Origin of the sequence: Collinsella sp. WCA1-178-WT-3 (M1) (assembly GCF_009696325.1) — a bacterium.
Lineage (GTDB): Bacteria > Actinomycetota > Coriobacteriia > Coriobacteriales > Coriobacteriaceae > Collinsella.
Genome location: NZ_VUME01000002.1, coordinates 143,398 through 167,983, shown reverse-complemented (window position 1 = coordinate 167,983; position 24,586 = coordinate 143,398). Strand labels below are relative to the sequence as shown.

Here is a 24,586-nt window from a genome sequence, read left to right as displayed (position 1 = left end):
TTCATAGGTAACATGTCATCGTGTTAGTTTACCACATGCCATCAGGCAATATGAAACGTCACGAAAAGCGATGTTTAAGCGCTTCGACCACATTGGGCGGCACAAACGTCGACACATCGCTTCCGAGCGATGCGATCTGACGAACCACCGAGCTCGAGATATAGCCGTACTGCGGCGCACTCATGACAAAAATGGACTCAAGCTCGTTGTCCAGGCGATAGTTGAGGTCCGCCTGCTGCAGCTCGTACTCAAAGTCGGTCATGGCGCGCAGGCCCTTGACCACAGCACCCGCACCCTGCTCACGGGCAAAATCGACCAACAGGCCGGTAAAGGGTAGTACCTCGACACCGTCAATATCGCCCAGGGCCTCGCGGGCCAACGCCACGCGCTCATCGAGCATAAAGGTGGTGCCCACGCCGTTTTTGCCCTGCGACTCCGCCACGGCGACAATCACGCTGGGAAAAATGCGGCGGGCGCGGCGGATTACATCGATGTGACCAAACGTGATGGGGTCAAACGTACCCGGAACGATCACGCGGTTGATAGTGTCATTCATGGGTATCCTCCAAAGGCACGTCCTCGTCAATATCGCTGTCATTAGCATGGTCGCACTCGTCCGCGGCCACCCAGCGCAGCAAGTCAACCGAGGTAATGCCGTAGCGTTTCTCTCGCACGGTCTCAAAACCAGCCGGATGAGCGCCCGCATCGCTTGCGGCATGCTCAAACAGGGCAAAGGCCCCTGGTGCCAGCAAGCCCTGCTGGGCAAGATTGCGCAGCAGCTCCTCGACCGGCTCGGCACCAAAGGCATAGGGCGGATCGAGCAGGACCAGATCAAAGGGGCCGCCCGGAACACGGCCGCGCGAGGCGCTCGCCAACACATCGCCGGTAACGACGCGCCAACGCGAGCGGTCGCGACACAGCGACTCGATATTCTTAGTGATCAGTCGGGCGGCATTGCGATCGATCTCGAACGTGATGAGCGAGCGAGCGCCGCGCGAGAGCATCTCGATTCCCAGGGCACCGGAGCCGCCAAAGGCATCCAGCACGCGGACCTCGTCCAGATCGAAATCGAATGCCGACATGACCATGGACGCACATGCCTCGCGCACGCGGTCGGTCGTGGGACGGGTGACATCGCGCCCACGCGGCTCTTCGATCTTGCGGCCGCGCCATTCACCGCCGATGATTCTCATCCTCCGCTGACCTCCTTGAAGATATGTCGATAACGCGTAGCGACCGCATCGCGCAAGGGACGCATCGCCACGGAGTCAAGGTTGCAAGCATACCGCAAGAGCTCGACCGCGTCCAAATGGGCCCATTCGATAAGATCCTCGTCGGCGTCCAGGTCCACAAAACGCAGGGTCACACCGCCATGTTGGCGATAACCCAAGATTTCGCCCTCGTGGCGCAAACGCAGGTCCATCTGCGCAAGTGCAAAACCGTCAGAGGTCTTTTCGAGCGCCCGCAGGCGGTCTTGCGCAGCAGACACACCGCCATTGCCCTTGGAATGCGTCATGACCAGGCACGTGCCCGACACGCTGCCGCGGCCCACGCGGCCTCTAAGCTGGTGCAGGGCCGCCAAGCCAAAGCGCTCGCCGTTCTCGATAACCATGACGGTGGCGTTGGGCACGTCGACGCCCACCTCGACCACCGTAGTTGAGACGAGCACGTCGATCTCGCCGCGCTTAAAGGCGTCGATCACGCGGTCCTTCTCCCCCGCCGGCATGCGGCCGTGAAGACGCTCGACGGAAAGCCCCGGCAATGCCAGACGCAGGCGGTCGAGCTCGGTCGCGGTGTCGTGCAACGGCACGGGCACCGTCACGCGACCTTCATCGTCGCGAGCAATGCCGGGAACGTCTTCCAAATCGTCCGCGGAGTCACTCGGCTCCACAAGCGGGCAGATAACGTAAGCCTGCTGTCCTTGGGCATGCGCCTCGCGAATGGCACCGTAAGCCAGGTCGCGGCTCGACTCGGTGAGCACGCGCGTCAAGACGCCGGCCCCGGGGACGGGGCGATGACGAATGATGGACGTGTCCAGGTCGCCATAGACCGAAAGCGCCAGTGTGCGCGGAATAGGCGTGGCCGTCATAACGAGCAAGTCCGCACCTGGGCCTTTGGCACGCAGGGCATTGCGCTGCCCCACGCCAAACCGATGCTGCTCGTCGATAACGACGAGTGAAAGATGTTTAAACGTTACGTTATCCGAAAGGACCGCATGGGTACCAAAGAGCACATCGAGCTCACCAGACTGCAACTGTGCATGGATGCGCTCGCGCTCGGCGGCCGGAGTAGCACCCGTCAGGAGCGCCCAGGACATACCGGCCTGCGAGAGCAAAGGGCCGGTTTTATCGGCATATTGACGCGCCAGCACGCCCGTGGGTGCCATGACGCAGGACTGGGTACCCGAATCGGCCGCGACTGCCAGCGCGCAGGCGGCGACGGCGGTCTTGCCGGTACCGACATCGCCCAGCAGCAAGCGGTTCATCACGTGGTCGCCATCGCACATGTCATGCAGGATGTCTTGGAACGCGGCCTCCTGCTCGTCGCTCAGCGAAAACGGCAGGGCCCGCCTAAGCGCCGTCAAATGACCACCCGCGGTATGGGTGTAGGGAACCACCTCGACCATACCGCCGTCGTTGCGCAGACGAAGCGCCAGCTGAAGATAGAGGCATTCTTCATAGGCAAGCCGTGCGCGCGCGATATCGCGCTCGGCCATACTCGAGGGAAAGTGAATCGAACGCAGCGCACGGGCGCTGCTCATAAGGCGTCGCTTGGCGCGCAGGGGCGCGGGAATCGGGTCGAAGGGATTGCCGACAATCTCGAGCGCGCCGCTCACGATACGGCGCATCCAAGCCTGGCTCACACCGTCGCTCACATAGTGAACCGGCAGGATGGTGCCCGCGGCACGCCCGTCCTCGAGCTTTTCGAAATGCGGCGAGGCCATCTGCTTAAAGCCGTAGGCAAATTCGACCTTACCCATCACGGCCAGGCGGTCGCCCTGCTTGAGCTGCTGGGCAATCCAGGGCTGGCGGAAAAAAGCGACTTGCAGCACGCCCGTCTCGTCCACAAGCGAGACCTCGGTAACCTGCATACGCGGGCGGGGCTGCTTTTGAACGATACGATCGACCGTGGCGACGATCGTGCACACCGTACCGATAGGCGCCATCTCGATGGACCAGGAGCGTGTAAAGTCCAGATATCGATGAGGGATATGGAGAAGGAGGTCCCCCACCGTCCTAATTCCCAGACGGCGAAGGGCCTCCTCACGTTTACCCGAAACATATTTGAGTCGCGCGATATCCTCGTCGAGCGCATTGCTCTGGGCAAAGCGCTCCGAGACGCGCGGCACGGAGCACAGCTCGGACATGGGCAGATGCCTACTCGATCGAGAAGATCACGGGATAGAGCGGCTGCTCGCCACGATGGGCGTCAATCTCCAGGTCGGGCTGAGCCTCCTCGATGGCGTCGACGATCTCCTGGAAGGCCTCATCGGACAGCTCCTCGCCGGCCAGAATCGTCAGCGCATCGCCCTCCTCTTCCTCCTGCATGCGGTTGATGCAGTCGAGCGTGACCTGCTTCACATCGGAGCCGACCACGTCGATGGAGCCGGCGATGATACCCATGACGTCACCGGAGTGAATCGGCGAGCCGTCAGAGGCGCTGGAATCGCGCACGGCACGGGTGACCTCGCCATCGCGAACCTCGCTGATGGCATCGACCATGGCGGCGACGGCGTCCTCGAGCTCGGAATCGGGCAGCACCGCGAACAGAGCGGAGAACGCCTGCGGAACGGTCTTGGTGGGAACCACGGCGACCTTTTTGTCGGTGCAGGCAGAAGCGGCAGCCTCGGCAGCCATACGGATATTGCCGTTATTGGGCAGGATGATGACCGAAGTCGCGTTGACCTGGTCCACCGCGCCCAGCAGGTCGGCGGTCGAGGGGTTCATGGTCTGGCCACCCGAAACGACTACGTCGACGCCGAGGGACTTGAGGATGTCGGCCTCACCGGAACCGGCGGCAACGGCGACAAAACCCAGGGCCTTGGCGGGCTCGGCGGCCTTTTCCTGGTCCTCGTGGATCTTAGCGGTACGGTCGTGGGCCTCCATCTCCATGTTGTGGATAAAGACCTCGTAGATCTGGCCAAGCTGCAGCATGTGCTCGAGCACCAGGTTGGGGGTGTTAGAGTGCACGTGGATCTTGTAGTCGGGGTAGGCGCCCACGAGCAGCTCGCAGTCGCCCATGGAACCCAGGAACTTAAGGCACTCGTCCTCGTCAAACGGGGCGTCGGCCTTAAAGAGGAACTCGTTGCAGTAGCGGAACTCCGAGCCCTCCCAGTCGTCGTTGGCCTCGATCTCGACGCGACCGAGGGCCGCATCGCGGGCAGAGCCAGCGGAATCAAACGTGGTGGAGAAATCCTCGACAACGGTGCTGCGGCCCAGAGCAGCGGCAACGAAGTTTTCCAGGAAGATGGCGAAGCCAAAGGCGCCAGAGTCGACCACGCCGTTCTCCTTCAGAACGGGCAGCAGGTCGGGCGTGCGAGCCACAGACTGGTAGGCCTCGACGACGATGGCGTCGAGCGCGTCCTCGGCCGAGAACTTCTTCTTCTCGCACTCGTCGGCCTTGGTCGAGACGTCGCGCAGGACCGTAAGAATCGTGCCCTCGATGGGCTTGCGGACGGCCTGGAAGGCGACCTTGACGGCGCGACGGAAAGCATGCGCGATGTCGGCAGACGTGATGGGCTCATCGACAGAGACGAGCCCCTCGGCCACGCCGCGCAGGATCTGCGAGGTGATAACGCCGGAGTTGCCGCGGGCGCCCATGAGGGAGCCATGGGTGATGGCGCCGGCGATGGCCTCCATATCGGCATCGGCGGGAAGGGCGGAAAGCTCCTTGGTCACCGAGGCGAGCGTGAGCGACATGTTGGTGCCGGTGTCGCCGTCGGGCACGGGAAAGACGTTGAGTTTATTGATCTCCTCGGCCTTGTCGGAAACGGCAGCCGCAGCGATCGGAAAACAGGTGCGAATGGTCTTTACAATCATGAGTATTTGAATCTCCGTTTTCGGATGCTAGTTCAGACGGCTCTTGAGCGCGTCGATGTGAATGCCGATCTTAAGGCTGGCGGGATCGATCTGGGCGATCTCCTGCAGGGTGAAGGCAACGGAGCTCGAAAGATTGTGGCAGACGGACTTCATGTTGACGCCGTTCTCGAGCACGACGTGAAGGTCGACCGTAAGGCCGTTCTCGTCGGCGGAGACAAGCACGCCCTTGCGGAGGCGCTGACCGGCAAGCAGGCGCACGCTCTCGGCGCCCTGGAGCTGCTCGGCCATACCGACGACGCCATAGCACGTCATCGCGGCATAACCGGCAATATCGGCAATAACGTCGTTCGAGACGCTCAGGCTGCCGTTAATGGTCTCAGACACAAGAATCTCCTTATCTGGTGCTCGCGGCACCATGTCGTGGGAGCAATCATTGCAATATTCTACAACGACCGCGCCATGTTGAGGTGGTGGGTCGCGGGATTACATCCTCGACACGAAATGTTGATATGGCAACGTTTGCGTTAAGCAATCGCGGCATGAAAAAACCCGCCGCAGAAGCGACGGGTTTTACAATCTGGCTCCCCGGGTAGGACTCGAACCTACAACAGCGCGGTTAACAGCCGCGTGCTCTACCATTGAGCTACCGAGGAATTTAAAGCCCAGCAGATTGGGCTGGGAAATTCTGGCTCCCCGGGTAGGACTCGAACCTACAACAGCGCGGTTAACAGCCGCGTGCTCTACCATTGAGCTACCGAGGAATAGGTGCATGCTCTCAAGCAACGAAGTTTATTATACGGACGAATCAGCTCAGGGCAAGAACTTTTTTAAGAAATTTTCCGACCCAGTCATTGGGGACGTTCTTAAACGACTAGTCATTCAAGAACGTCCCCAACGACTCATCAACCTGACGCCCAGGGTAGTCTTTTTGGGACGGGGCTTTTTTAGCTACCCAATCTGGGGCCTTTAAAGCTTGAGCCGCTCATTGAGATAGGGCAGCTAAAAAAGCCCCGTCCCAAAAAGACTACCCGTGCCCCAACTGCCGGCCCTTGTTACATGAAAGCGCCCTCAAGCGGATGTGCTTGAGGGCGCTTCTTGCTTGACTAGCTTTCGATATAGTCTTTGAGCTTGCTGGAGCGGCTGGGGTGGCGGAGCTTGGCCAGGGTCTTGGACTCGATCTGGCGGATGCGCTCGCGCGTGACGCCAAACTCGCGGCCGACTTCCTCGAGCGTGCGGGGATGTCCGTCGACAAGTCCAAAGCGCAGCTCAATAACCTTGCGCTCACGATCGGCAAGCGAGTCGAGCACCTGGGTGAGCTGCTCCTGCAGCATGGAGAAGCTGGCGGCATCGGGCGGAACGATGGCCTGGGAGTCCTCGATAAAGTCGCCCAGCTGGGAATCCTCTTCCTCGCCGATAGGAGTCTCGAGCGACACGGGCTCCTGCGAGATCTTCTGGATCTCGCGGACGCGGTCGGCACTCATGTCCATCTCGGCACCGATCTCCTCGGGGGTCGGGTCGCGACCCAGATCCTGGAGGAGCTGGCGCTGCACGCGGACAAGCTTGTTGATGGTCTCGACCATGTGCACGGGAATACGGATGGTTCGGGCCTGGTCGGCGATAGCGCGCGTGATGGCCTGACGGATCCACCACGTGGCGTACGTGGAGAACTTGAAGCCCTTCTGGTAGTCGAACTTCTCGACGGCGCGGATCAGACCGAGGTTGCCCTCCTGGATCAGATCCAGGAACAGCATGCCGCGACCTACGTAGCGCTTGGCGATGGAGACGACCAGACGGAGGTTGGCGCTGATGAGCGCCTGCTTGGCCTCGAGGCCCACGTTCTCGATACGAGTCAGACGACGCATCTCGGCGCGAGTGAGCTCGATCTCGCCCGCCTCGGCGGCCTCGAGCTTCTCGGTGGCCTCGAGACCGGCCTCGATCTTCATGGCCAGATCGACCTCTTCGGAGGCAGTCAGCAGGTCGACCTTGCCGATCTCCTTAAGGTACATACGAACCGGGTCACCGGTCAGCATCACCGTGGAGGCATCGATGCCACGCACGCGAGAACGCGAACGGGACGTGCGGACGGTGCGCTTCTTTTTGCTCTTGCAAGAACCCATCTCGGCATCGGCCTGACGGGCCATCTTAAGCTCATGATCGTCGAGCGAGCCGGAATCGTGCTCCTCGTCGTCATCGAAATCGTCGGTATCGTTATCGTCATCGTCGACGTCCATGGGGGCGTCGTCGTTTCCGCTCGCGGAGATAATCTGGATGCCGCTGTTGCGCAGCGCGGAATAGACCGCGTTGAGCTGCTCGTCAGAAACATCGATATCCTTCAGGACGACCTGGATCTCGTCCTCGGTTACCGAAGTCCTGTTTGAGCCGTTGCCCATGAGCTTAGCAACGTAGGATTCCAGCCCAGTACCCGTGCTCTCAGTCTTATTTGGCACAGATTCTCCCTTCGTAGTCCACAGGACACATTACTTTAGCACACACTTACACATCTATACCCAAAATTCAGACTGGATATAGCAGATAACATGCCGATTGACCACAACATCTAGGCCTGATCGGGACCCGCGGCCTCCAAACCAATCAACCGGAACGGATCGGCCACGCCGCCAATCGACTTCTGGAGCTCGCGCTGGCGCAAAGAATCCTGCGCGGCCTGCATGGTCAATGCACGGCGCGCGTCATCGTCGAGCGACCGGTCCTGGCGCAGCTTGGCCTGGGCAGCCCGCATACGGCGCTTGATGGTGTAAAGCTCAAGCGTATCGAGCATAAAGACGATGTTCGTCTCGGTGGGGTGCTTGCTCGTCGCCGAGATGCGCCCGGCGCTGACGAGCGAAGCCGCCTCGGGACACACCGCGCGCGCGGCGTCCATGCACGCCGCGGGATCGGTGCCCGGCGGCGTCGCGAGCACGGCCCACGCGATGGACTCGTGACGGGGGTCTACCCACTCGATCGAGCAGATGCGATCGGCGTACGTGCGGAATAGATCGGGGTAGCTGGTGAGCATCGTCAACAGCTCGCGCTCCCCCGCCAGAGACTTCCGCTCCAGATCGGTCAGCACGATCGGCGTCGCCGGAACGGAAGCGGTCGAAGCAGACCCCGCGGGCGCCGCGTCCATGCCAGCAGGCACATCGATCGGCGGCATATCGTCGACGACCTCGACCGGCGCGGCCCCGTAGGCCTCGAGCGGCACATAGTCGTACGGTTCCTCCTCGACCGGTATGGATACCGGCGGCGTCGTCCCCGACGCCCGGGCGCCGCGAGATGCCCCCTGCGGACCGGACACCCGACCGCCCGCGCTGCCGGCGCGCTCGGCCTGTGCCCGCTGGCGCTCGTAGTTCTGCTCGCGACGACGCTCGGCGTCCTCGCGTTTGGCGACATCGCGAAACACACGGCCCGAGCTCGAGCGTACCGTCTCCAAATCCAGGCCCAGAAGGTCGGCGATCTGGATAAAGTACGTATCGATCATGTAGCTATCGCGCAGCGGATAGATGAGCGTCAGCGCATCCTCGAGTGCCTTGGCACGACCGCCCGGCGTGGTAATGTCGCTCGACTCCTGCAGTGAGCGGTACACAAAGTCCATGAGGGGCTCGGCGGCGTCGATACGCGCCTGCAGTGCCTCGCCACCATGCGCGGAGATGAACTCCATGGGGTCGTTACCGTCGGGAAGCACCACGCAGCGCAGGTCCATCGAGTCCTGCTCGATAAACTGAATCGCGCGGCGCGCGGCCTTTTGACCGGCGGCGTCACCATCGAACATATACACGATGCGCTTGGCAAAACGGGTGAGCGTCTTTACGTGATGTTCCGTCAGCGCCGTGCCCAGCGTGGCGACGACGTTTTTGATCCCCGCCTCCCAGCAGGCGATGCAGTCGGTATATCCCTCCACCACGATGGCGGTATCCTGCGCGACGATAAACTCCTTGGCCCAGTTAAAGCCGTAGAGGTTTCTCTTTTTATGAAACACGCTCGTCTCGGCGGTGTTGAGGTACTTGGGTTGACCGTCGCCCATAATACGACCGCCAAAGGCGATGTTATGACCCTGTTCGTCAAAGATGGGAAACATCACGCGGTCGTAAAAACGATCGGCAAGCTGTCCGCGCCCGCGGCTCACGGCCACGTTGGCGTCGATCATCTCCTGCGGGGTAAAGCCCTTCTGCGACAGATGGGCCACCAACATATTGCGACCCGGCGCAAAGCCCAGGCAGTAGCGACGGCAGACGTCGCCACCCATACCGCGGCTGGCAAAGTACTCGCGCGGACGGCTGTCCTTACCGCGCATGAGCATGGTGTGATAGAACTGGGCCGTCTCGGCGCACAGGTCATAGATGCGGGCGCGCTTGGTGCCGCGATCGCGCTGCGCGCCGGTATCGTGCAGCTCAATGCCGGCACGATCGGCCAGGTAGCGAATCGACTCGGGAAAGCTCAGGTTCTCGCGCTTCATGATGTAGGTGAAGACGTCGCCGCCCTCGCCACAGCCAAAGCAGTGCCACACCTGCGTAGCGGGGATAATGTGAAACGATGGGGTCTTTTCGCCATGGAAGGGGCAGCAACCCCAAAACTCATGGCCGCGGGGCTTGAGCTCAACCGTTTCCTGCACGATGGCAACCAGGTCGGACGCAGCGCGCACCTGGTCTTTCTCCTCATCGCTAATCACGGATGCTCACCCCCTGCTCACCCAAGTTATGACGGATATCGTCAATATTACCCTCGACGGTCGCGATAAGCTCGTCCAGCGAATCGAACACGCGCGAAGGACGCAGCCAACGCGTAAACGCCAACGAAACCGAACGTCCATACAGGTCGCCCGCATACCCGATCAAGTTGGCCTCGAGATGCGCCGAAGCGGCATCGTCGGCATACGTCGGCGGCAGGCCCACGTTGACGGCAGCGGGCCACACGGTATCGTCGACCAGCACAAGGCCCTCGTAGACGCCATCGGCAGGCAGCTGGATTCCGTTTGGCACCAGCAGGTTTGCCGTCGGAAATCCCATATCGGAGCCCTCGTGGCGACCGCGAATCACGCCGCCGCGCACCATATAGGGACGGCCGAGTAGATCGGCCGCCAGCTCAACGTGGCCCAAGCTCAGCTCACGTCGAATGCGGGTGGCGCAGATAGCCTCGCCGGCCTCGCACAGCAAATTGTGCCCATACACGTCAACACCGCGCTCGACACCCCATGCCTGCATCTCGGCAACGCCCGAGGCACCGCCGCGGCCCAGCCTAAAATCGCTGCCAACGCGAATGGAGCGAATGTCGACAACATGCGCCAACAGCTCAAGAAAGCCCACGTGGTCGAGCGACGCCACCGCAGGCGTAAAGGGAACAGCCACCACGGCATCGACCCCAGTCTGAGCCAGGGCATGCAGGCGGTCGGCCGTCGTCATCAATTTTTGAGCGGGCGCAGGGCTCACCACAACATCTGGATCAGGGTCAAACGTTACGACAACCGCTTTGCAGCCGTGGACGCGCGCATCGCGAATGACCGCGTCGATCAGCTCACGATGTCCCCTATGTACGCCATCGAACACGCCGATGGCAATCGAGGCGGCACCCATAGACTCGCAGTCACCAAAAGCATCAGCCAAAACGATGCGGGCCTCCGCCGCCGCGCCTACAAAAAATGTGCGCGCGAGCTCGCGAGGGTCCAGCATCATCGAACACCGCCGATCGCCTGCGGAAAGACGTGCTCCATCACAAAGCGACCATCCTCGATATGAGCCAAAGCCTTGAGCTCGCCATCGAGCACCAGCGCAAACGGCGCTTTAGACACATCGAAGCCGGCGAGCGCGCGATCAATAGGAATACGACGTCCGCACAGCAGATCGTCGGCAAGATTGCCCGGCAAGTCGACGCGCGTGGCGCCGAGAGCCGCAATGGGGTCCAAGGCAAAGCCGGCAGCGGACTCGGCAGAAAGTTCCTCGACCGCATGGCAGGCACCGATGGAGACAATGCCAGAAGCGGTACGGCGCAGCGCGGAAATATGCGCGGCACTATCGCAGGCGCGACCCAGGTCGCGAGCGAGCGCACGGATATAGGTGCCCTTGCTCACCGAGAAGGCAACGGTCCAAATGCAGGAATCGCCCTCGCCACTCACGGCGATCAGGTCGGCAGAATATACCTCGACCGGGCGCGCAGGCAACTCAACGGCATTGCCCTCACGTGCAGACTTATAGGCGCGCACGCCGTTGACCGAAATAGCCGAAAACGCCGGCGGGACCTGCATCTGAGGGCCCAGCATGGCGCTCAAGCGCTCACGGGCATAGGCCGGATCGCGCAGCTCGGGTGCAATGGCAACCGTACGGACGGCCTCGCCTTCCGCATCGTCGGTATTGGTCTCGGCGCCAAACGAGATATCGGCGACGTAACTTTTGGTATCGAGGGTAAGCATGCCCAGCAGACGCGTAGCCTGGCCCACGCCCACCACCATGACACCCGACGCCATGGGGTCGAGCGTGCCGGCATGACCGACGCGCCGCTCATGGAGGGCGCGCCGGCATTGCGAAACCACGTCGTGGGACGTGCAGCCCACCGGTTTATCGACGGCGAGCAGCATATTCAATTGAGAAGGCGTACGACGAGCCATGTACCATCCAAAAAGTTAGAGCTCGACGGTCACCGAAGCGGGATCCTCCCCCACCAGCTCGGCCAGCATGGGAAGTGCCGCGGTGAGCGTCTCGAAAATCGTTCCGTTATTGGTAAAGCCGGCAGCAGCGTGATGTCCGCCTCCGCCAAAGTTGGCCGCAATCTCGGAGACATCCATGTCGCCCTTGGAGCGCAGGTTTCCGCGCACCTTGGTATCGCCCTCGATGCCCTTAAGGAACAGGCAGACCTCGACACCCATCACCGAGCGCACCACATCGACCAAGCCGTCGCACTCATCTGAAGTGACGCCACATTCCTTAAGGTCGCTTTCGTACGCGTAGCTATACGCCACGCGCCCGTGCGCGACCGTCTTGATGCGGCCCATGACGATGGACTTGAGGTGCAAGAACTCGACGCGCATGCTCTGATAGACCTCGAGCGCGACACGCGCCGGGTCGGCACCGTGCGCCACCAGGCGCGAAGCCGCATGGAACGCAGCGGCATCGGCATTCTGATACTGAAAACGACCGGTATCGGTAACCAGGCCACAGAGCAGACAGGTGGCGATGCGATCGCGAACGACAATGCCGCAATCATCCAAAAAGCGGTCGATGATCATGGCGCACGCCGCGGCATCGACACGCCTCAGGCTTACCTCGGCAAACTCCTCGCGCGCCGGATGGTGGTCAAAGCACACCACATGTTTGGAGCGGCGGAGCACGTCGGCCGAGTTGTTCAGACGCTCGACAACCGGCACATCCACCGAGATAAACAGGTCGGGATCGCCCGTAAAGCTCGAAGCCGGCACCAGACGTTCGGCGCCTTCCATAAAGCGGTAAATACGCGGAACGGGATCGTCGTCTGCCAGCAGCAGCGCGATGTCCTTGTCGGGAAACGCCTTCATGAGCGAGAGACCCAGGCCCAACACGGAGCCCAGGGCATCGCCGTCGGGAGAGGTATGACCCGAGATCGCAATGGAGGACGCACCCTCGATAAGCTCGAGGATGCGTCGTTTAATATCTGCAGACTCGCACGAGACGAGGTCGGCGGAATTAGTCATCTAAAGCTGCCTCCTGGGCGGCATCCGCTATGGGATAGCCGTCCTCGTCCTTTTCGATCGCCAGCGTGGCCGGGACATTCTCCAGCGCACGCGTAATGCGCTCGGCCTCATCGGTCGAGCGATCGATGCGAAAATCGAGCTCAGGCGTGACGCGCCAGTCGAGCGAGCGAGCCAACAGGCTGCGAATGCGGCCCTTGGCGCTGGCGAGCGCCTCCATGACCTCATCGTAGCGGCTCGCATCGCACGACACGTACACGCGCGCGAACGAACGGTCCACCGCGACCTCGACCGCGGTCAGGGTGACCAGGTCGAGACGCGGATCGGAAACCTCAAAGAGAAGGATATAACCGAGCTTCTCGCGAAGCTGCTCGCCCAGACGGCGGGTTGCCTGCGTTTGCTTCATAGCGCTACCCCCTACTCGGTACGGGCAACCTGGTCGATACGGTAACCCTCGATCTGGTCGCCGGGCTTGATGTCCTGGAAGTTCTCCAGGCCAATGCCGCCCTCGGAACCGCTCTTGAGGCTCTTGGCCTCGTCCTTGTAGTGGCGCATCGAGGCGATCTTACCGTTAAAGACAACGATGCCGTCGCGCACCAGGCGCACGGAATCGGTCGCGGCGATCTCGCCCTCCTCGACGCGGACACCGGCGGCGATACCGACTTTGGGCACCTTGAAGGTGTCCAGGACGGTCGCGGTACCCGTGGAGACCTCGACCTCGGTGGGCTTGAGCATGCCGATACGGGCAGCGTCGAGCTCCTCGAGGCACTTGTAGATAACGTCGTAGCAACGAATCTCGACGCCCTCGCGCTCGGCAGCGGAGCGGGCCTTACCGTCGGGACGCACGCCAAAGCCAATGATGATGGCGTTGGAGGCGTCGGCCAGGACGACGTCGGTCTCGTTGATGGCACCGACCGCGGAGTGGATCGTGTTGATGCGGACCTCGGACTGATCCATCTTGTCGAGCGAGTCCTGAAGGGCCTCGATGGAGCCCTGGACGTCGGCCTTGATGATCAGGTTGAGCTCCTTGACCTCGGCGTCGGCGATGGTCTCGAAGAGGTTCTCGAGCGTGACGTGCTTCACGCGGCTCTGCTCCTCGATACGGGCCTTGAGCGAGCGCTCATCGGCCAGGGCGCGCGCCTCGCGCTCGTCCTCGAACACGCGGAACTCGTCACCGGCGTTGGGAACGGACTGCAGGCCCAGGATCTCGACGGCGTCGGAGGGACCGGCCTCGGTGACGGCGCGGCCCTTGGGGTCGAGCATGGCGCGAACGCGGCCATAGGTAAGGCCGGCGACCAGCGTATCGCCCACGTGCAGGGTACCGCGGGTCACGAGCACGGTAGCGACCGAGCCGCGGCCCTTGTCGAGCTTGGCCTCGAGGACGTTGCCCGAAGCGAAGGTATCGGGATTGGCCTTGAGCTCGAGCACGTCGGCCTGGAGCAGCACGGTCTCCAGAAGATCGTCGATACCGATCTTCTGCTTGGCCGAGATGTTGACGAACATGTTCTGTCCGCCCCACTCCTCGGGGATAACGCCGTACTCGGTGAGTTCCTGGCGCACGCGGTCGGGGTTGGCGCCGGGCTTATCGATCTTGTTGACGGCGACGACGATGGGAACGCCGGCGGCCTTGGCGTGGTTGATCGACTCGACCGTCTGGGGCATGACGCCGTCGTCGGCGGCGACGATCAGGATGACGATGTCGGTCACCTTGGCGCCACGAGCACGCATGGCCGTAAAGGTAGCGTGGCCCGGGGTATCGATGAAGGTGATCTTGCGGTCGTTGATCATGACCTGCGAAGCGCCGATGGCCTGGGTAATGCCGCCAGCCTCGCCGGCAGCGACGCCGGTGTGGCGGATAGCGTCGAGCAGGCTCGTCTTGCCGTGGTCGACGTGACCCATGACGGTGACGACCGGGGCGCGGGGCTTAAGGTCGGCGGGATCGTCGTAGAACGAGAAGGTGTTCTCCTCCTCGGGGGTGATGATCCTGATCTGACGGCCCAAGTCGTCGGCAACGAGCTCGACAAGGTCGTCGGACATGGACTGCGTCATGGTGAGCGGCGTGCCCAGCAGGAACAGGCGCTTGATGATGTCGTTGGCCGGAACGTCGAGGGCCTCGGCAAGCTCCTGGACGGTAACGCCCTGGGAGACCTTGATGGCGTCGAGCTCCTCGGGGTTCACGCCCTGGGCCAGCGCCTCCTCAATCTTGCGCTCCTCCTGAGCCCTAGCGGCCTCGCGCTCGCGCTTCTCCTTGCGCTTCTTGCGGCGACCGGTGGACTCGCGAGAGGCCTCCTCGACGGCGGCACGGGCCTCCTCGAGAACCTTCTCGCGGCTGTACTCCTCGGCCTCGCGCGCCATGCGGCTGTAGTGGTCCTCCTCGCTGTTGTGACCACCCTTGCGCTTCTTGCCCTTGCCCTGCTTATCGGGGTTGGGGAAATCCATGCCGGCAGCGACATTGTTGCTGGCATTGGTGCGATGGCTGTGCGGGCGGCTCTCGGAGGCGTTGCGGTCGTTGTGACGGCCGCCACGACGATCGCTGTTGCCGCCGCGACGGTTGCCGCGCTCGGCCTTGGCCTTGTCCTCGGCGTCCTTCTTCTCCTTGAGCACGGTCTCCTGTGCGGCGATCTGATCGAGCAGCGAACGGAAGCGCGAACCGGAGTCGGAAGCGGGAACGGCGCGGCGCTGGGCCTCGCGAGCAGCCTCCTCCTTCTCGCGGGCAAGGCGCTCCTGCTCGGCCTTCTTCTTGGCCTCGGCCTCGGCACGGGCTGCCTCCTCGGCGGCCTGGGCGGCGGCAAACTGGCGGCGCTCCTCCTCGCGTGCCTTCTCGGCGGCGATGCGCTCGCGCTCGGCCTCGGCGGCACGCGCTGCCTCCTCGGCGGCGGCAGCCTCCTCCTCGGCCTGCTTGGCGGCCTCGACTTCCTGGGCGCGGGCCTCGATCACCGAGGCAAGCTGCTTGCGGACCATGGCAACATAAGCGTCCTCCAGGGCGGAGGAAGCAGACTTAGCGGGAATCTTCATTTCGGCGAGGTGACCCATCAGTTCCTTGGAGGTCATGCCGAACTCTTTGGCCAGGGTGGACACACGGACTTTTGCCATATGACTTCACCTACCCTTTCTGGCACCTTGGGTGCCTAGAGACTGAACGAGCGTGGGATGTGCGCCGGAACCTGTCCAGCGCAACCCCGCGCTAGATCAGGTCCTCCGCATCATCGAAGGCGTCGGTGTCGTGGACACCGCAGAAACGGGAACCGGGACGGGCCTGGTTGCGGCACTGGATGCCGTCCTCGGACACGTACTCGCAGCGACGGGCGTCGTCATCCTCCTCGTCACCGATCAGGTCAGCGGCAGGCTCCTCGTGAACGGGAACGTTCTTGAGGATGTCGGCGGCAAGGGTCTCGGACTTAATGTCGATGTGCCAGCCGGTCAGGCGTGCGGCCAGGCGGGCGTTCTGGCCCTCCTTGCCGATGGCGAGCGAAAGCTGGTCGTCGGGCACGATGACGCCGGCATAGGCCTTCTCCTCGTCGATAAGGACGCGAGTGACCTTGGCGGGCGACAGGGCGTTGGCGACGTAGACGGCCGGATCGGCATCCCAAAGGATGACGTCGACGCGCTCACCGCGCAGCTCACCCACGACGGCGCGCACACGGCTGCCCTTGGGACCGACGCAGGCGCCCACGGGATCCAGGCGGTCGTCGAGCGAGTGGACGGCGACCTTGGAGCGCTGGCCGGGCTCGCGGGCGATCGACTTGATCTGGACGGTGCCCTCATAGATCTCGGGCACCTCCTGCTCAAACAGACGACGCATGAGCTCGGGGTGGGTACGCGAGATAACGATCGGCGGACGGCTGTGCTCGCCGCGAACCGGCGGAAGCGTGGAGTTGGGGTCGCGAACGTCAATGATCACGGCCTTGATGTGCTGGTTGTGCAGATAGCGCTCGCCCATGGGGCGCTCGTTGCGCTCGTTCTCGTAGCGGCGCTGATCAAAGTGCGGAAGCTCGGCCTCGACGCCTTCGCGGATCTTGACGATCGTAAAGTCGGGTGTGGACTGCAGTACGGTACCGCTGATGAGGTCGCCGATACGGCCGGAGAACTCCTCGTAGATCTGCTCGCGGGCGGAGTTGCGCACGATGGCGTTGATCTCGGCCTTGGCGTGCTGGGCGGCGATGCGGCTGGTGTTCTTGGGGGTGACGTCGATCTCCTCGAACTCGGTGAAGTTGCCCTCCTCGTCCATGGAATCGTCGATCGGCTCCAGGCGGTAGACATAGATCTTGCCGGTGGTGCGGTCGATGGTCACCTTGGCGCCCCACTCAAGATGCAGGATCTCGGCATAGCTCTTGGCGAGCGACTGCTCCAGGCGGTCGATCAGGTAGAGCTGGTCGATGTGCTTCTCCTGGCAAAGCTCCATCAGGGCGGACATCATGTCGGATGCTGCCATGTTAGTTTCCTTCCTTCGCGGGCTTGAAGTCATAGACGGGCTTCAACTTGCACTTTTTAACATCGGAAAAATCGAGGGTGACAGACTCGCCGTCCTCGAGCTCGAGGGTTACGTTGGTCTCGGTCGCGGCGGTAATCTTGCCGGAGTACTTGCGACGGCCCTCGGTGGCGGTGGAGGAAAGCTCGCAGTCCTCGCCCACAAAGCGGGAAAAGTCACGCGGACGGCGCAGCGGGCGCGCCATACCCGGGCTCGACACCTCGAGCGTATAGCTCGAAGAGATGGGGTCGAGCTCCTCAATCACGTCGCCGACCCACTTGGTGTTGGCCGTGACGTCGTTGAGCGACAGGCTCTGACCCTCGGCACCCTCGATACGCACACGCACGCAGGGGGCCTTGGTAGCACCCACGAGCTCAACGTCGACAATATCGACATCGTGCTGGGGAGCGACGGCCTCGAGTGCGTCGATGATCGCCTGCTCGGTCTTGGTCTTGACCATTGCGGCACCTCCATCCATACAAAAAAGAAGCGGGGCCGAAACCCCACTTCTTTCAATTACAACTTCATTTACAGGCAAACTATACCAATACCTGCGAAAACGTGCAACCACAGCACAAACCCGCAGGTCAGCGTGAGCACAGGTTCTCCACAAGAAATGGATAATTAGGTGTAGTCGCAAGTATCCATATCCAAAAAGAGGGACGACCCAGCCGGATCGTCCCTCGTCTATTGTGCATCAACTATATGCGCGAGGTTTACTTAACCACCAGGTTGACCAGCTTGCCGGGCACGCAGATGGCCTTGACGACCGTCTTGCCCTCGAGCCACTTGGCAACAGCGGCCTCGGCGGCAGCCTGCATCTCCTCGTTGGAGGCATCGCGGGCCACATCGATGCGGCCGCGGACCTTACCGAGCACCTGGACCACGATCTGCACCGTGTCCTCGATGGACTCGGCCAGGTCAAACTCGGGCCAGGAGGCGGTGTAGGCGTTGCCCTCGCAGCCGAGCGCCTCGTGCCACAGCTCGTCGGCCCAGAACGGGCAGATGGGGGCAAGGACGCTCACGATGTCCTTGGCCACGCCGTAGCACAGTGCCTTGTCGCGCGATGCGCCCTCGGTGGCGTTGAGGTAGGCGCTCGCTGCGTTGACGAGCTCCATGACGGCTGAGATCGCGGTGTTAAACTGGCCGCGATCGAAGTCCTCGGTGCACTTGGCGATGGTGCGGTGACGCTCGCGATAGAGCTTCATCGCGGTCTCGTCGAGCACGGACTTGTCGAAGGCAACGTTGGCATCACCCGACTGGACAAGCTGCCACACGATACGCCAGGCGCGCTTGATAAAGCGGTTGGCACCCTCGACGGCCTTGGGATCCCAGTCAAAGTCCTTCTCGGGCGGGGCGATAAACAGGATCGCCAGACGCATGGTGTCGGCGCCGTAGGGCTCGATAACCGAGCTCGGAGGCACGACGTTGCCCTTGGACTTGGACATGGTGTCGCCGTTCTCGTCCTTGACCATGCCCTGGCACAGCAGGTTGGTAAAGGGCTCGTCCACGCTGAGCAGACCCAGGTCGCGCAGCGCCTTGGTAAAGAAGCGGCTGTAGAGCAGGTGCAAAATGGCGTGCTCGATGCCGCCGATGTAGTTATCGACGGGCATCCAACGGTCTGCCGCCTCGCGGGAGAAGGGCAGCTCGGTGTTGTGCGGGTCGGTATAGCGCAGGTAATACCAGCTGGAGCAGGTGAAGGTGTCCATGGTATCGGTCTCGCGCTTGGCCGGGCGGCCGCAGACCGGGCAGGTGGTCTCGTAGAAGTCCTTGCACTCGGCGAGGGTCTCGCCGGCGCCCAGGTCCAGGTTCTCGGGCAGCGTCACCGGCAGCTGGTCCTCGGGCACGGGCACAATGCCGCAGTGCTCGCAATGGATGGCCGGGATGGGGTTGCCCCAATAGCGCTGACGGCTGATGAGCCAGTCGCGCAGGCGGAACTCGACCTTGCGACGACCGCAGCCCATGGCCTCGAGGTCGGCCACGATGGCAGCCTCGCCCTCGGAGTGCTTACCGCCGCGCATGCCGGTGTACTTGCCGGACTGGACGAGCGTGCCCTCGGCAGCGTGGGCGCAATCCCAGTCGACGGTCTCGGCATGGAAGGTATCGATGGTCTCGCCACTGGCCTCGACGGCAGCACGGTCGTCATCGTCCAGGATGATCGGGACGATCGGGAGGTCGTACTTGCGGGCAAACTCAAAGTCGCGCTGGTCGCCGCAGGGAACGGCCATGACGGCGCCGGTGCCGTAATCGGCAACGACATAGTCGGCAACCCACACGGGAACCTTCTCGCCGTTGACGGGGTTAACCACGTAGCGGCCCGTAAAGGCACCGTGCTTCTCGAGGGTGCCCTGGGCACGCTCGACAGCAGAGATATGCTTGGAGTCCTCGACGATCTTGGTCACGGCCTCCTCGTACTCCGTGCCCTCGACGAGCTCGTGCAGACGAGCGTACTCGGGAGCCAGGACAAAGAAGGAGACGCCAAAGAGCGTGTCGGCACGGGTGGTGAAGACGGTGATCTTGCCCTCGTCGCCCTCGATGGGATCGCCGTTGGCATCACACAGGGTAAAGTCGACCTCGGCGCCCTCGGAGCGGCCGATCCAGTTGGCCTGCATCTGCTTGACACGCTCGGGCCAGCCGGGGAGCTTCTCCAGATCGTCGAGCAGCTCCTGGGAGTACTCGGTAATCTTGTAGTACCACTGCTCAAGGTCGCGCTTCTCGGGCTCGGTGCCGCAGCGCCAGCACTTGCCCTCGGTAACCTGCTCGTTGGCCAGAACGGTCTTGCAGTTGGGGCACCAGTTGACCGGGTTCTTCTTGCGGTAGACCAGGCCCTTTTCCCACATCTTCTCAAAGATCCACTGACCCCAGCGGTAGTAGTCGGGGCTGCAGGTCTTGACCATGCGATCCAGATCGTAGGAGAAGCCCATGCGCTTCATCGTGGCGAGCGCCTGGTCCATGTTCTTATACGTCCAGGCGGCAGCCTGCGTGTTGTGCTTGATGGCGGCGTTCTCGGCGGGCAGGCCAAAGGCGTCAAAGCCAATGGGGTGCAGCACGTCAAAGCCGCGCATACGGGCCTGACGGGCCATGGCATCGCCGATGGTATAGTTGCGCGCGTGGCCCATGTGCAGGTCGCCCGAAGGATACGGGAACATCTCGAGCACGTACTTCTTGGGCTTGCTGGCGTCGGTGTCGACGGCAAAGAGGTTGGAGTCCTCCCAGGCCTTCATCCACTTGGACTCAATGGCCTGCGCGTCGTAGGCAGGGATCTCGTCCTTATGATCTGTGCAATCGCACATATCAGCTCCTTTAATCTTAGCTGGGGTCGGTCGGCTTGGCTTTATTCGCTACTGCGGACAGTCCTGCGCAAGACGAAGAGCACATTAAGTGCTCTTCTTTGCGTGCGGAACTTGTAGCGAACAAAGCCAAGCCGACCGACCCTAAGGTTAACTTGACTGATGATAGCAAATACGACAAGCGAGATGCCTGCGACTTGCAGGCATCTCGCTTTATCTTAATAACGTGGTTGGAACTCAACCTTTATGTGCGGCTCTTATCCTATCGATAAGACACAGACTGCTGCGAATCCTTGACGACTACGTCGTGGGCGCCGCCTTCGACGATCGAGGTCGAGCTCACCAGGGTCAGGCGTGCCTTTTTCTGGAGCTCGGGAATCGAAAGGGCGCCGCAGTTGCACATCGTGGACTTGATCTTGTAGAGCGTGCCGCCCACGCCGTCCTTAAGGGAGCCGGCGTAGGGAACGTAGGAGTCGACGCCCTCGACAAAGCTGAGCTTCGCGGCGCCGCCCAGGTCGTAGCGCTGCCAGTTGCGGGCACGCGCAGAACCCTCGCCCCAGTACTCCTTCATGTACTGACCGTTGACGTTGACGCGCTCGGTCGGGCTCTCGTCAAAGCGGGCAAAGTAGCGGCCCAGCATCATAAAGTCGGCACCCATGGCAAGGGCGAGCGTCATGTGGTAGTCGTAGACGATACCGCCGTCGGAGCACACGGGCACGTAGACGCCGGTCTCCTCGTAGTACTCGTCGCGAGCGCGGCAGACGTCGATCAGCGCGGTGGCCTGGCCACGGCCGATGCCCTTGGTCTCGCGGGTAATGCAGATGGAACCGCCGCCGATACCCACCTTGATGAAGTCGGCACCGCAGTCGGCCAAAAAGCGGAAGCCCTCGGCGTCGACGACGTTGCCGGCACCGACCTTGACGTCCTCGCCGTAGTTGGCGCGAATCCACTCGATGGTGCGCTTCTGCCACTCGCTGAAGCCCTCGGAAGAGTCGATGCACAGGACATCGGCGCCGGCCTCGATGAGCAGCGGCACGCGCTCGGCATAGTCGCGGGTGTTGATGCCGGCGCCGACCATGTAGCGCTTATCGCCGTCGAGCAGCTCGTTGGGGTTGGTCTTGTGGCTGTCGTAGTCCTTGCGGAAGACAATGCCCATCAGGTGATCGTTGTCGTCGACGATGGGCAGGGCGTTGAGCTTGTTGTCCCAGATGACGTCGTTGGCAACCTTGAGGCTGATGTTCTTGTCGCCCACGATGAGCTGCTCACGCGGGGTCATGAACTCGGAGACCTTCTTTTGGTGGTCATCGCGGCTGGGGCGATAGTCACGGCTGGTGACGATACCCAGAAGTTTGCCCTTGGGAGTGCCGTCGTCGGTGACCGGCATGGTGGAGTGACCGGTCTTCTCCTTGAGCTCGATGACCTGCTCCATGGTCATATCGGGGGTCAGCGTGGAATCGGACTGGACAAAGCCGGCCTTGTGATCCTTGACGGCCTTGACCATGGCGGCCTCGGACTCGGGGGTCTGGGAACCGTAAATGAAGGACAGGCCACCCTCGGTAGCGAGCGCGACACCCATGTCGACGCCCGAGACGGACTGCATGATGGCGGAAACCATGGGGATGTTCAGGGTGATTGCCGGCTTCTCGCCGCGCTTAAAGCGGGTTAGCGGCGTCTTAAGAGAGACGTTGTTGGGGATGCACTGCGAGGACGAATAACCAGGGACCAGCAGATACTCCGAAAACGTGTGGGACTCACCGGGAAAGAACGTAGCCATGTTTCTCCTTTTTCCATGCGACCGGTCGGCTGCAGGCCTCGTAGGACCCAGCCCAACCTTGGGCGCCCAATACTGGGCAAGTATCTTAACGCACTTTGACTGCTACAATGCATGATTTAAGAAGAGCACACGAGGGTTTAACGCAGGCTTTGCGTTTGCCCAGCAGACACTTTAGCGGAGAGACGTGGAGCGCATGAAGTACAAGACGACGGCAAAACTGGTCATTCAGTCGTGCGACAAAGATCTGCCGGGCGTGTTCGGCCACGGCTGCGTCTTGCTGCTGCAGGGTATCGCCCGCGAACACTCGATCAACCGTGCCGCCAAGAGCATGGGCATGGCCTATTCCAAGGCATGGCGCATTGTGAACGAGGCCGAGGGGCAGCTGGGGTGCAAGCTCATCGAGCGCGACGGCGCCCGCGGGAGCTCGCTCACCCCCGCCGGCGAGCGAGCCATAGCGGCCTACGAGGAGCTGCAGGCCAACATAAACCAGGTCATAGCTGCCAAAGCCGACGTCCTCATCGCAAGCATCAAAGAGTAGCTAATTTGGGACGGGGCTTTTTTAGCTACCCATCCAGAGCATTCTTAACTCATAGCCAAAAACTGACATTGGGTAGCTAAAAAAGCCCCGTCCCAAATTAGCTACTATCGGAGGGCGTTATCGAGGGCGGCGGCTACCGTCAGGGGATCGTCGGTGCCGGCGAAGAGGCGGATGGTGTCCCCCTGCTTGCCACGTGGGGCCGAAAGACGCGTCGTTGCGCCGCCGGCGAACGATGTGCGAAACTCCCCCGGCAAAGCGTCGAACAGCTCTCCCGCGCCACGCTCGATAAGGTCAAACTCAACTGCCGGGCCAAAGCCATGCTCGAGGATTCCCGTTGCAACCGCATGGTCAGGATGCGAGCTCAGCCCGGGATAGCGCACGTTGCGCACCATCTCGTTCGCGGCCAGATACTCGGCCAGCGCACGGGCTCGATCGAAGTGAGCCTGCATGCGAGCGTTAAGCGAGGAAAGCCCGCGCTCCAGCACGTCGGCCTCCTCAGCAGAAAGATCGAGCGCCGACGCACCGCAGCCCGCAAACAACGCATGCGCGCACTCAGCCGCGGCATCCACACGATGGCGCTTGACCTGCGATCGCGCCACCGAAGCGGCAACGAGCTTACGCGGGGCCTTACCGGCACACACGCGGTCGAGTGCCTCGAGCGACAGCACGGCGCCCAAGCTCAGCGGATTGCAGCCAAAGACGTCAGCCACGGTGTTGTCAACAACCAGCAGTGCATGGGCCTCACGCGCGGCGCGGCCTAACGCGCGCAAATCGGGCACACGCAGACCGAACGCGCCAATGGAGTTGGCGAACCACCACAGGTGCGGCCCCTCGGCATCAAGCGAAGCATCAAAGCCCTCGGACGCAGCAGCAAACGCCTCGGCGGACGGCGAGCCCACCAGCACGACATCGCAGCCCTCAAAGCCGCAAGCAAACGCTTCGGCAAAGTCATCCGCAAAGGCCACCAGGCGATCGCCGGGACGCACAATCCCCAGAAGCGAAAGCGCCGCCGGCACATGCGAGGCTGCAACCAGTCGCGCCTCGCGTGCGCCAGCCCTTGCAGCCCAGGCCTCTTCTAGCTGTTGTGCGTCCACGTGACACCGTCCCTTCAAAACAAAAGCCCACGATGCGGATGTTTCCCCAATCTACTCGCTAGGGTTCTAGCCGTGGTATTCGCCGTTGTATTGGATAAGCGTTAGGTCCTCCACGCCATCGAGGGCACGGATGGCGTCGGCATAGGGCATATCCACACCGTCAGAGAACACCTCGACGGCCATCTCGACCTTGTCGCCGCGCATAGTCTTGGACTTAACGGTGAACTTGGTGCGCCCAAACGCGCGCACGATATCGTCGCCAGCGGTCTGGCCCGTGTAGTGAATGACCATCATGTACACGCGCGACTTGTCCTGGCGGCTCGCAAAGCCGGCGATCATCAGCACGATCACTGCTGCCGCGAGCCCCACGAGCGCATACATGCCGGCTCCCGCCGTAATGCCCGTGGTAATGGACCAAAACAGATACAGCAGGTCGAGCGGGTCCTTGACCGCCGTACGGTATCGGACGATGGACAGAGCGCCGACCATACCGAGCGAGATGACCACGTTTGTCGAGATCGCGAGCGTGACCATGCAGGTGAGCACGCACATGCCCACGAGCGTCACGGCAAAGCTACGCGAATACACCACGCCGGTAAAAAAGCGCTTGTACACGTAATAGATCAGGATGCCCATGGCGAGCGCCACGAGCAGCGACAGGCCGATCTTGGCAGGGTCGACCTGACCAAACGCCTCCAAGACGGAGTTTTTAAAAAAGTCCCTGGTGCTCAT

The 24,586-nt window shown here is 62.1% G+C and carries 19 protein-coding genes and 2 tRNA genes; 1 reads left to right on the top strand and 20 read right to left on the bottom strand.

The features are described 5' to 3' along the window. Positions 1–58: 58 nt before the first annotated feature. The 18 genes from coaD to FYJ40_RS02300 all read right to left on the bottom strand — a co-directional run bounded on the left by coaD (position 59) and on the right by FYJ40_RS02300 (position 22,222). A complete protein-coding gene (gene coaD / locus FYJ40_RS02385; protein ID WP_154515440.1) occupies positions 59–556 on the bottom strand; it encodes a pantetheine-phosphate adenylyltransferase in 498 nt (165 codons plus the stop codon). Beyond that, positions 549–1,193, bottom strand: coding sequence for a 16S rRNA (guanine(966)-N(2))-methyltransferase RsmD (gene rsmD / locus FYJ40_RS02380; protein WP_154515437.1), 645 nt, complete (start codon positions 1,191–1,193; stop codon positions 549–551). The genes coaD and rsmD overlap by 8 nt, the downstream gene beginning before the upstream one ends. Then, positions 1,190–3,367 carry an ATP-dependent DNA helicase RecG gene (recG, locus tag FYJ40_RS02375; protein ID WP_154515434.1) on the bottom strand — a complete coding sequence of 726 codons (2,178 nt, stop codon included), beginning with the start codon at positions 3,365–3,367 and terminating at the stop codon, positions 1,190–1,192. Before recG ends, rsmD begins: the two co-directional genes overlap by 4 nt. 10 nt (positions 3,368–3,377) lie before the next feature. Further along, positions 3,378–5,039, bottom strand: coding sequence for a DAK2 domain-containing protein (locus FYJ40_RS02370; RefSeq protein ID WP_154515431.1), 1,662 nt, complete (start codon positions 5,037–5,039; stop codon positions 3,378–3,380). A gap of 27 nt (positions 5,040–5,066) precedes the next feature. Continuing rightward, positions 5,067–5,456 (bottom strand): Asp23/Gls24 family envelope stress response protein, encoded by a 390-nt coding sequence (locus FYJ40_RS02365; RefSeq protein ID WP_187361832.1) that lies wholly within the window; start codon positions 5,454–5,456, stop codon positions 5,067–5,069. Positions 5,457–5,617: 161 nt separating this feature from the next. Next, a tRNA-Asn gene (locus FYJ40_RS02360) sits at positions 5,618–5,692 on the bottom strand. A 33-nt stretch (positions 5,693–5,725) separates the two neighbouring features. After that, positions 5,726–5,800, bottom strand: a tRNA-Asn gene (locus FYJ40_RS02355). Positions 5,801–6,142: 342 nt separating this feature from the next. Continuing rightward, on the bottom strand, positions 6,143–7,486 hold the full coding sequence (gene rpoD, locus FYJ40_RS02350) for an RNA polymerase sigma factor RpoD (protein ID WP_370450567.1): 1,344 nt from the start codon (positions 7,484–7,486) through the stop codon (positions 6,143–6,145). 110 nt (positions 7,487–7,596) lie between these two features. After that, on the bottom strand, positions 7,597–9,705 hold the full coding sequence (gene dnaG, locus FYJ40_RS02345; RefSeq protein ID WP_370450566.1) for a DNA primase: 2,109 nt from the start codon (positions 9,703–9,705) through the stop codon (positions 7,597–7,599). Continuing rightward, positions 9,698–10,705 (bottom strand): riboflavin biosynthesis protein RibF, encoded by a 1,008-nt coding sequence (gene ribF / locus FYJ40_RS02340; RefSeq protein WP_229770628.1) that lies wholly within the window; start codon positions 10,703–10,705, stop codon positions 9,698–9,700. The genes dnaG and ribF overlap by 8 nt, the downstream gene beginning before the upstream one ends. Then, positions 10,702–11,634 carry a tRNA pseudouridine(55) synthase TruB gene (truB, locus tag FYJ40_RS02335; protein WP_154515428.1) on the bottom strand — a complete coding sequence of 311 codons (933 nt, stop codon included), beginning with the start codon at positions 11,632–11,634 and terminating at the stop codon, positions 10,702–10,704. The genes ribF and truB overlap by 4 nt, the downstream gene beginning before the upstream one ends. A gap of 15 nt (positions 11,635–11,649) precedes the next feature. Then, entirely contained in the window at positions 11,650–12,693 is a 1,044-nt protein-coding gene (locus FYJ40_RS02330) for a bifunctional oligoribonuclease/PAP phosphatase NrnA (protein ID WP_154515425.1), read from the bottom strand. Beyond that, the gene (gene rbfA / locus FYJ40_RS02325; RefSeq protein WP_006234038.1) at positions 12,686–13,096 is read right to left on the bottom strand and encodes a 30S ribosome-binding factor RbfA; all 411 of its coding nucleotides are present in this window, start codon (positions 13,094–13,096) and stop codon (positions 12,686–12,688) included. Before rbfA ends, FYJ40_RS02330 begins: the two co-directional genes overlap by 8 nt. A gap of 11 nt (positions 13,097–13,107) precedes the next feature. Then, positions 13,108–15,783: a translation initiation factor IF-2 gene (infB, locus tag FYJ40_RS02320; protein ID WP_154515422.1), complete on the bottom strand. Its 2,676-nt coding sequence runs from the start codon at positions 15,781–15,783 to the stop codon at positions 13,108–13,110. 91 nt (positions 15,784–15,874) lie between these two features. Next, positions 15,875–17,122 carry a transcription termination factor NusA gene (gene nusA, locus FYJ40_RS02315; RefSeq protein ID WP_154515419.1) on the bottom strand — a complete coding sequence of 416 codons (1,248 nt, stop codon included), beginning with the start codon at positions 17,120–17,122 and terminating at the stop codon, positions 15,875–15,877. 1 nt (position 17,123) lies between these two features. Further along, positions 17,124–17,618, bottom strand: coding sequence for a ribosome maturation factor RimP (rimP, locus tag FYJ40_RS02310; protein WP_154515416.1), 495 nt, complete (start codon positions 17,616–17,618; stop codon positions 17,124–17,126). 256 nt (positions 17,619–17,874) lie between these two features. Next, complete coding sequence (gene leuS / locus FYJ40_RS02305) at positions 17,875–20,451, bottom strand: leucine--tRNA ligase (RefSeq protein WP_154515413.1); 2,577 nt, start codon at positions 20,449–20,451, stop codon at positions 17,875–17,877. 259 nt (positions 20,452–20,710) lie between these two features. Then, the gene (locus FYJ40_RS02300) at positions 20,711–22,222 is read right to left on the bottom strand and encodes an IMP dehydrogenase (protein ID WP_154515410.1); all 1,512 of its coding nucleotides are present in this window, start codon (positions 22,220–22,222) and stop codon (positions 20,711–20,713) included. 193 nt (positions 22,223–22,415) lie between these two features. On the opposite strand from FYJ40_RS02300, the gene FYJ40_RS02295 reads away from it, so the two are divergent. Then, the gene (locus FYJ40_RS02295; RefSeq protein WP_154515605.1) at positions 22,416–22,760 is read left to right on the top strand and encodes a winged helix-turn-helix domain-containing protein; all 345 of its coding nucleotides are present in this window, start codon (positions 22,416–22,418) and stop codon (positions 22,758–22,760) included. A 104-nt stretch (positions 22,761–22,864) separates the two neighbouring features. Here FYJ40_RS02295 and FYJ40_RS02290 read toward each other — a convergent pair whose 3' ends face one another. Both FYJ40_RS02290 and FYJ40_RS02285 read right to left on the bottom strand, forming a co-directional pair. Then, on the bottom strand, positions 22,865–23,854 hold the full coding sequence (locus tag FYJ40_RS02290; RefSeq protein ID WP_195838528.1) for a PLP-dependent transferase: 990 nt from the start codon (positions 23,852–23,854) through the stop codon (positions 22,865–22,867). 66 nt (positions 23,855–23,920) lie between these two features. Then, the gene (locus FYJ40_RS02285) at positions 23,921–24,586 is read right to left on the bottom strand and encodes a DUF4956 domain-containing protein (RefSeq protein ID WP_154515404.1); all 666 of its coding nucleotides are present in this window, start codon (positions 24,584–24,586) and stop codon (positions 23,921–23,923) included.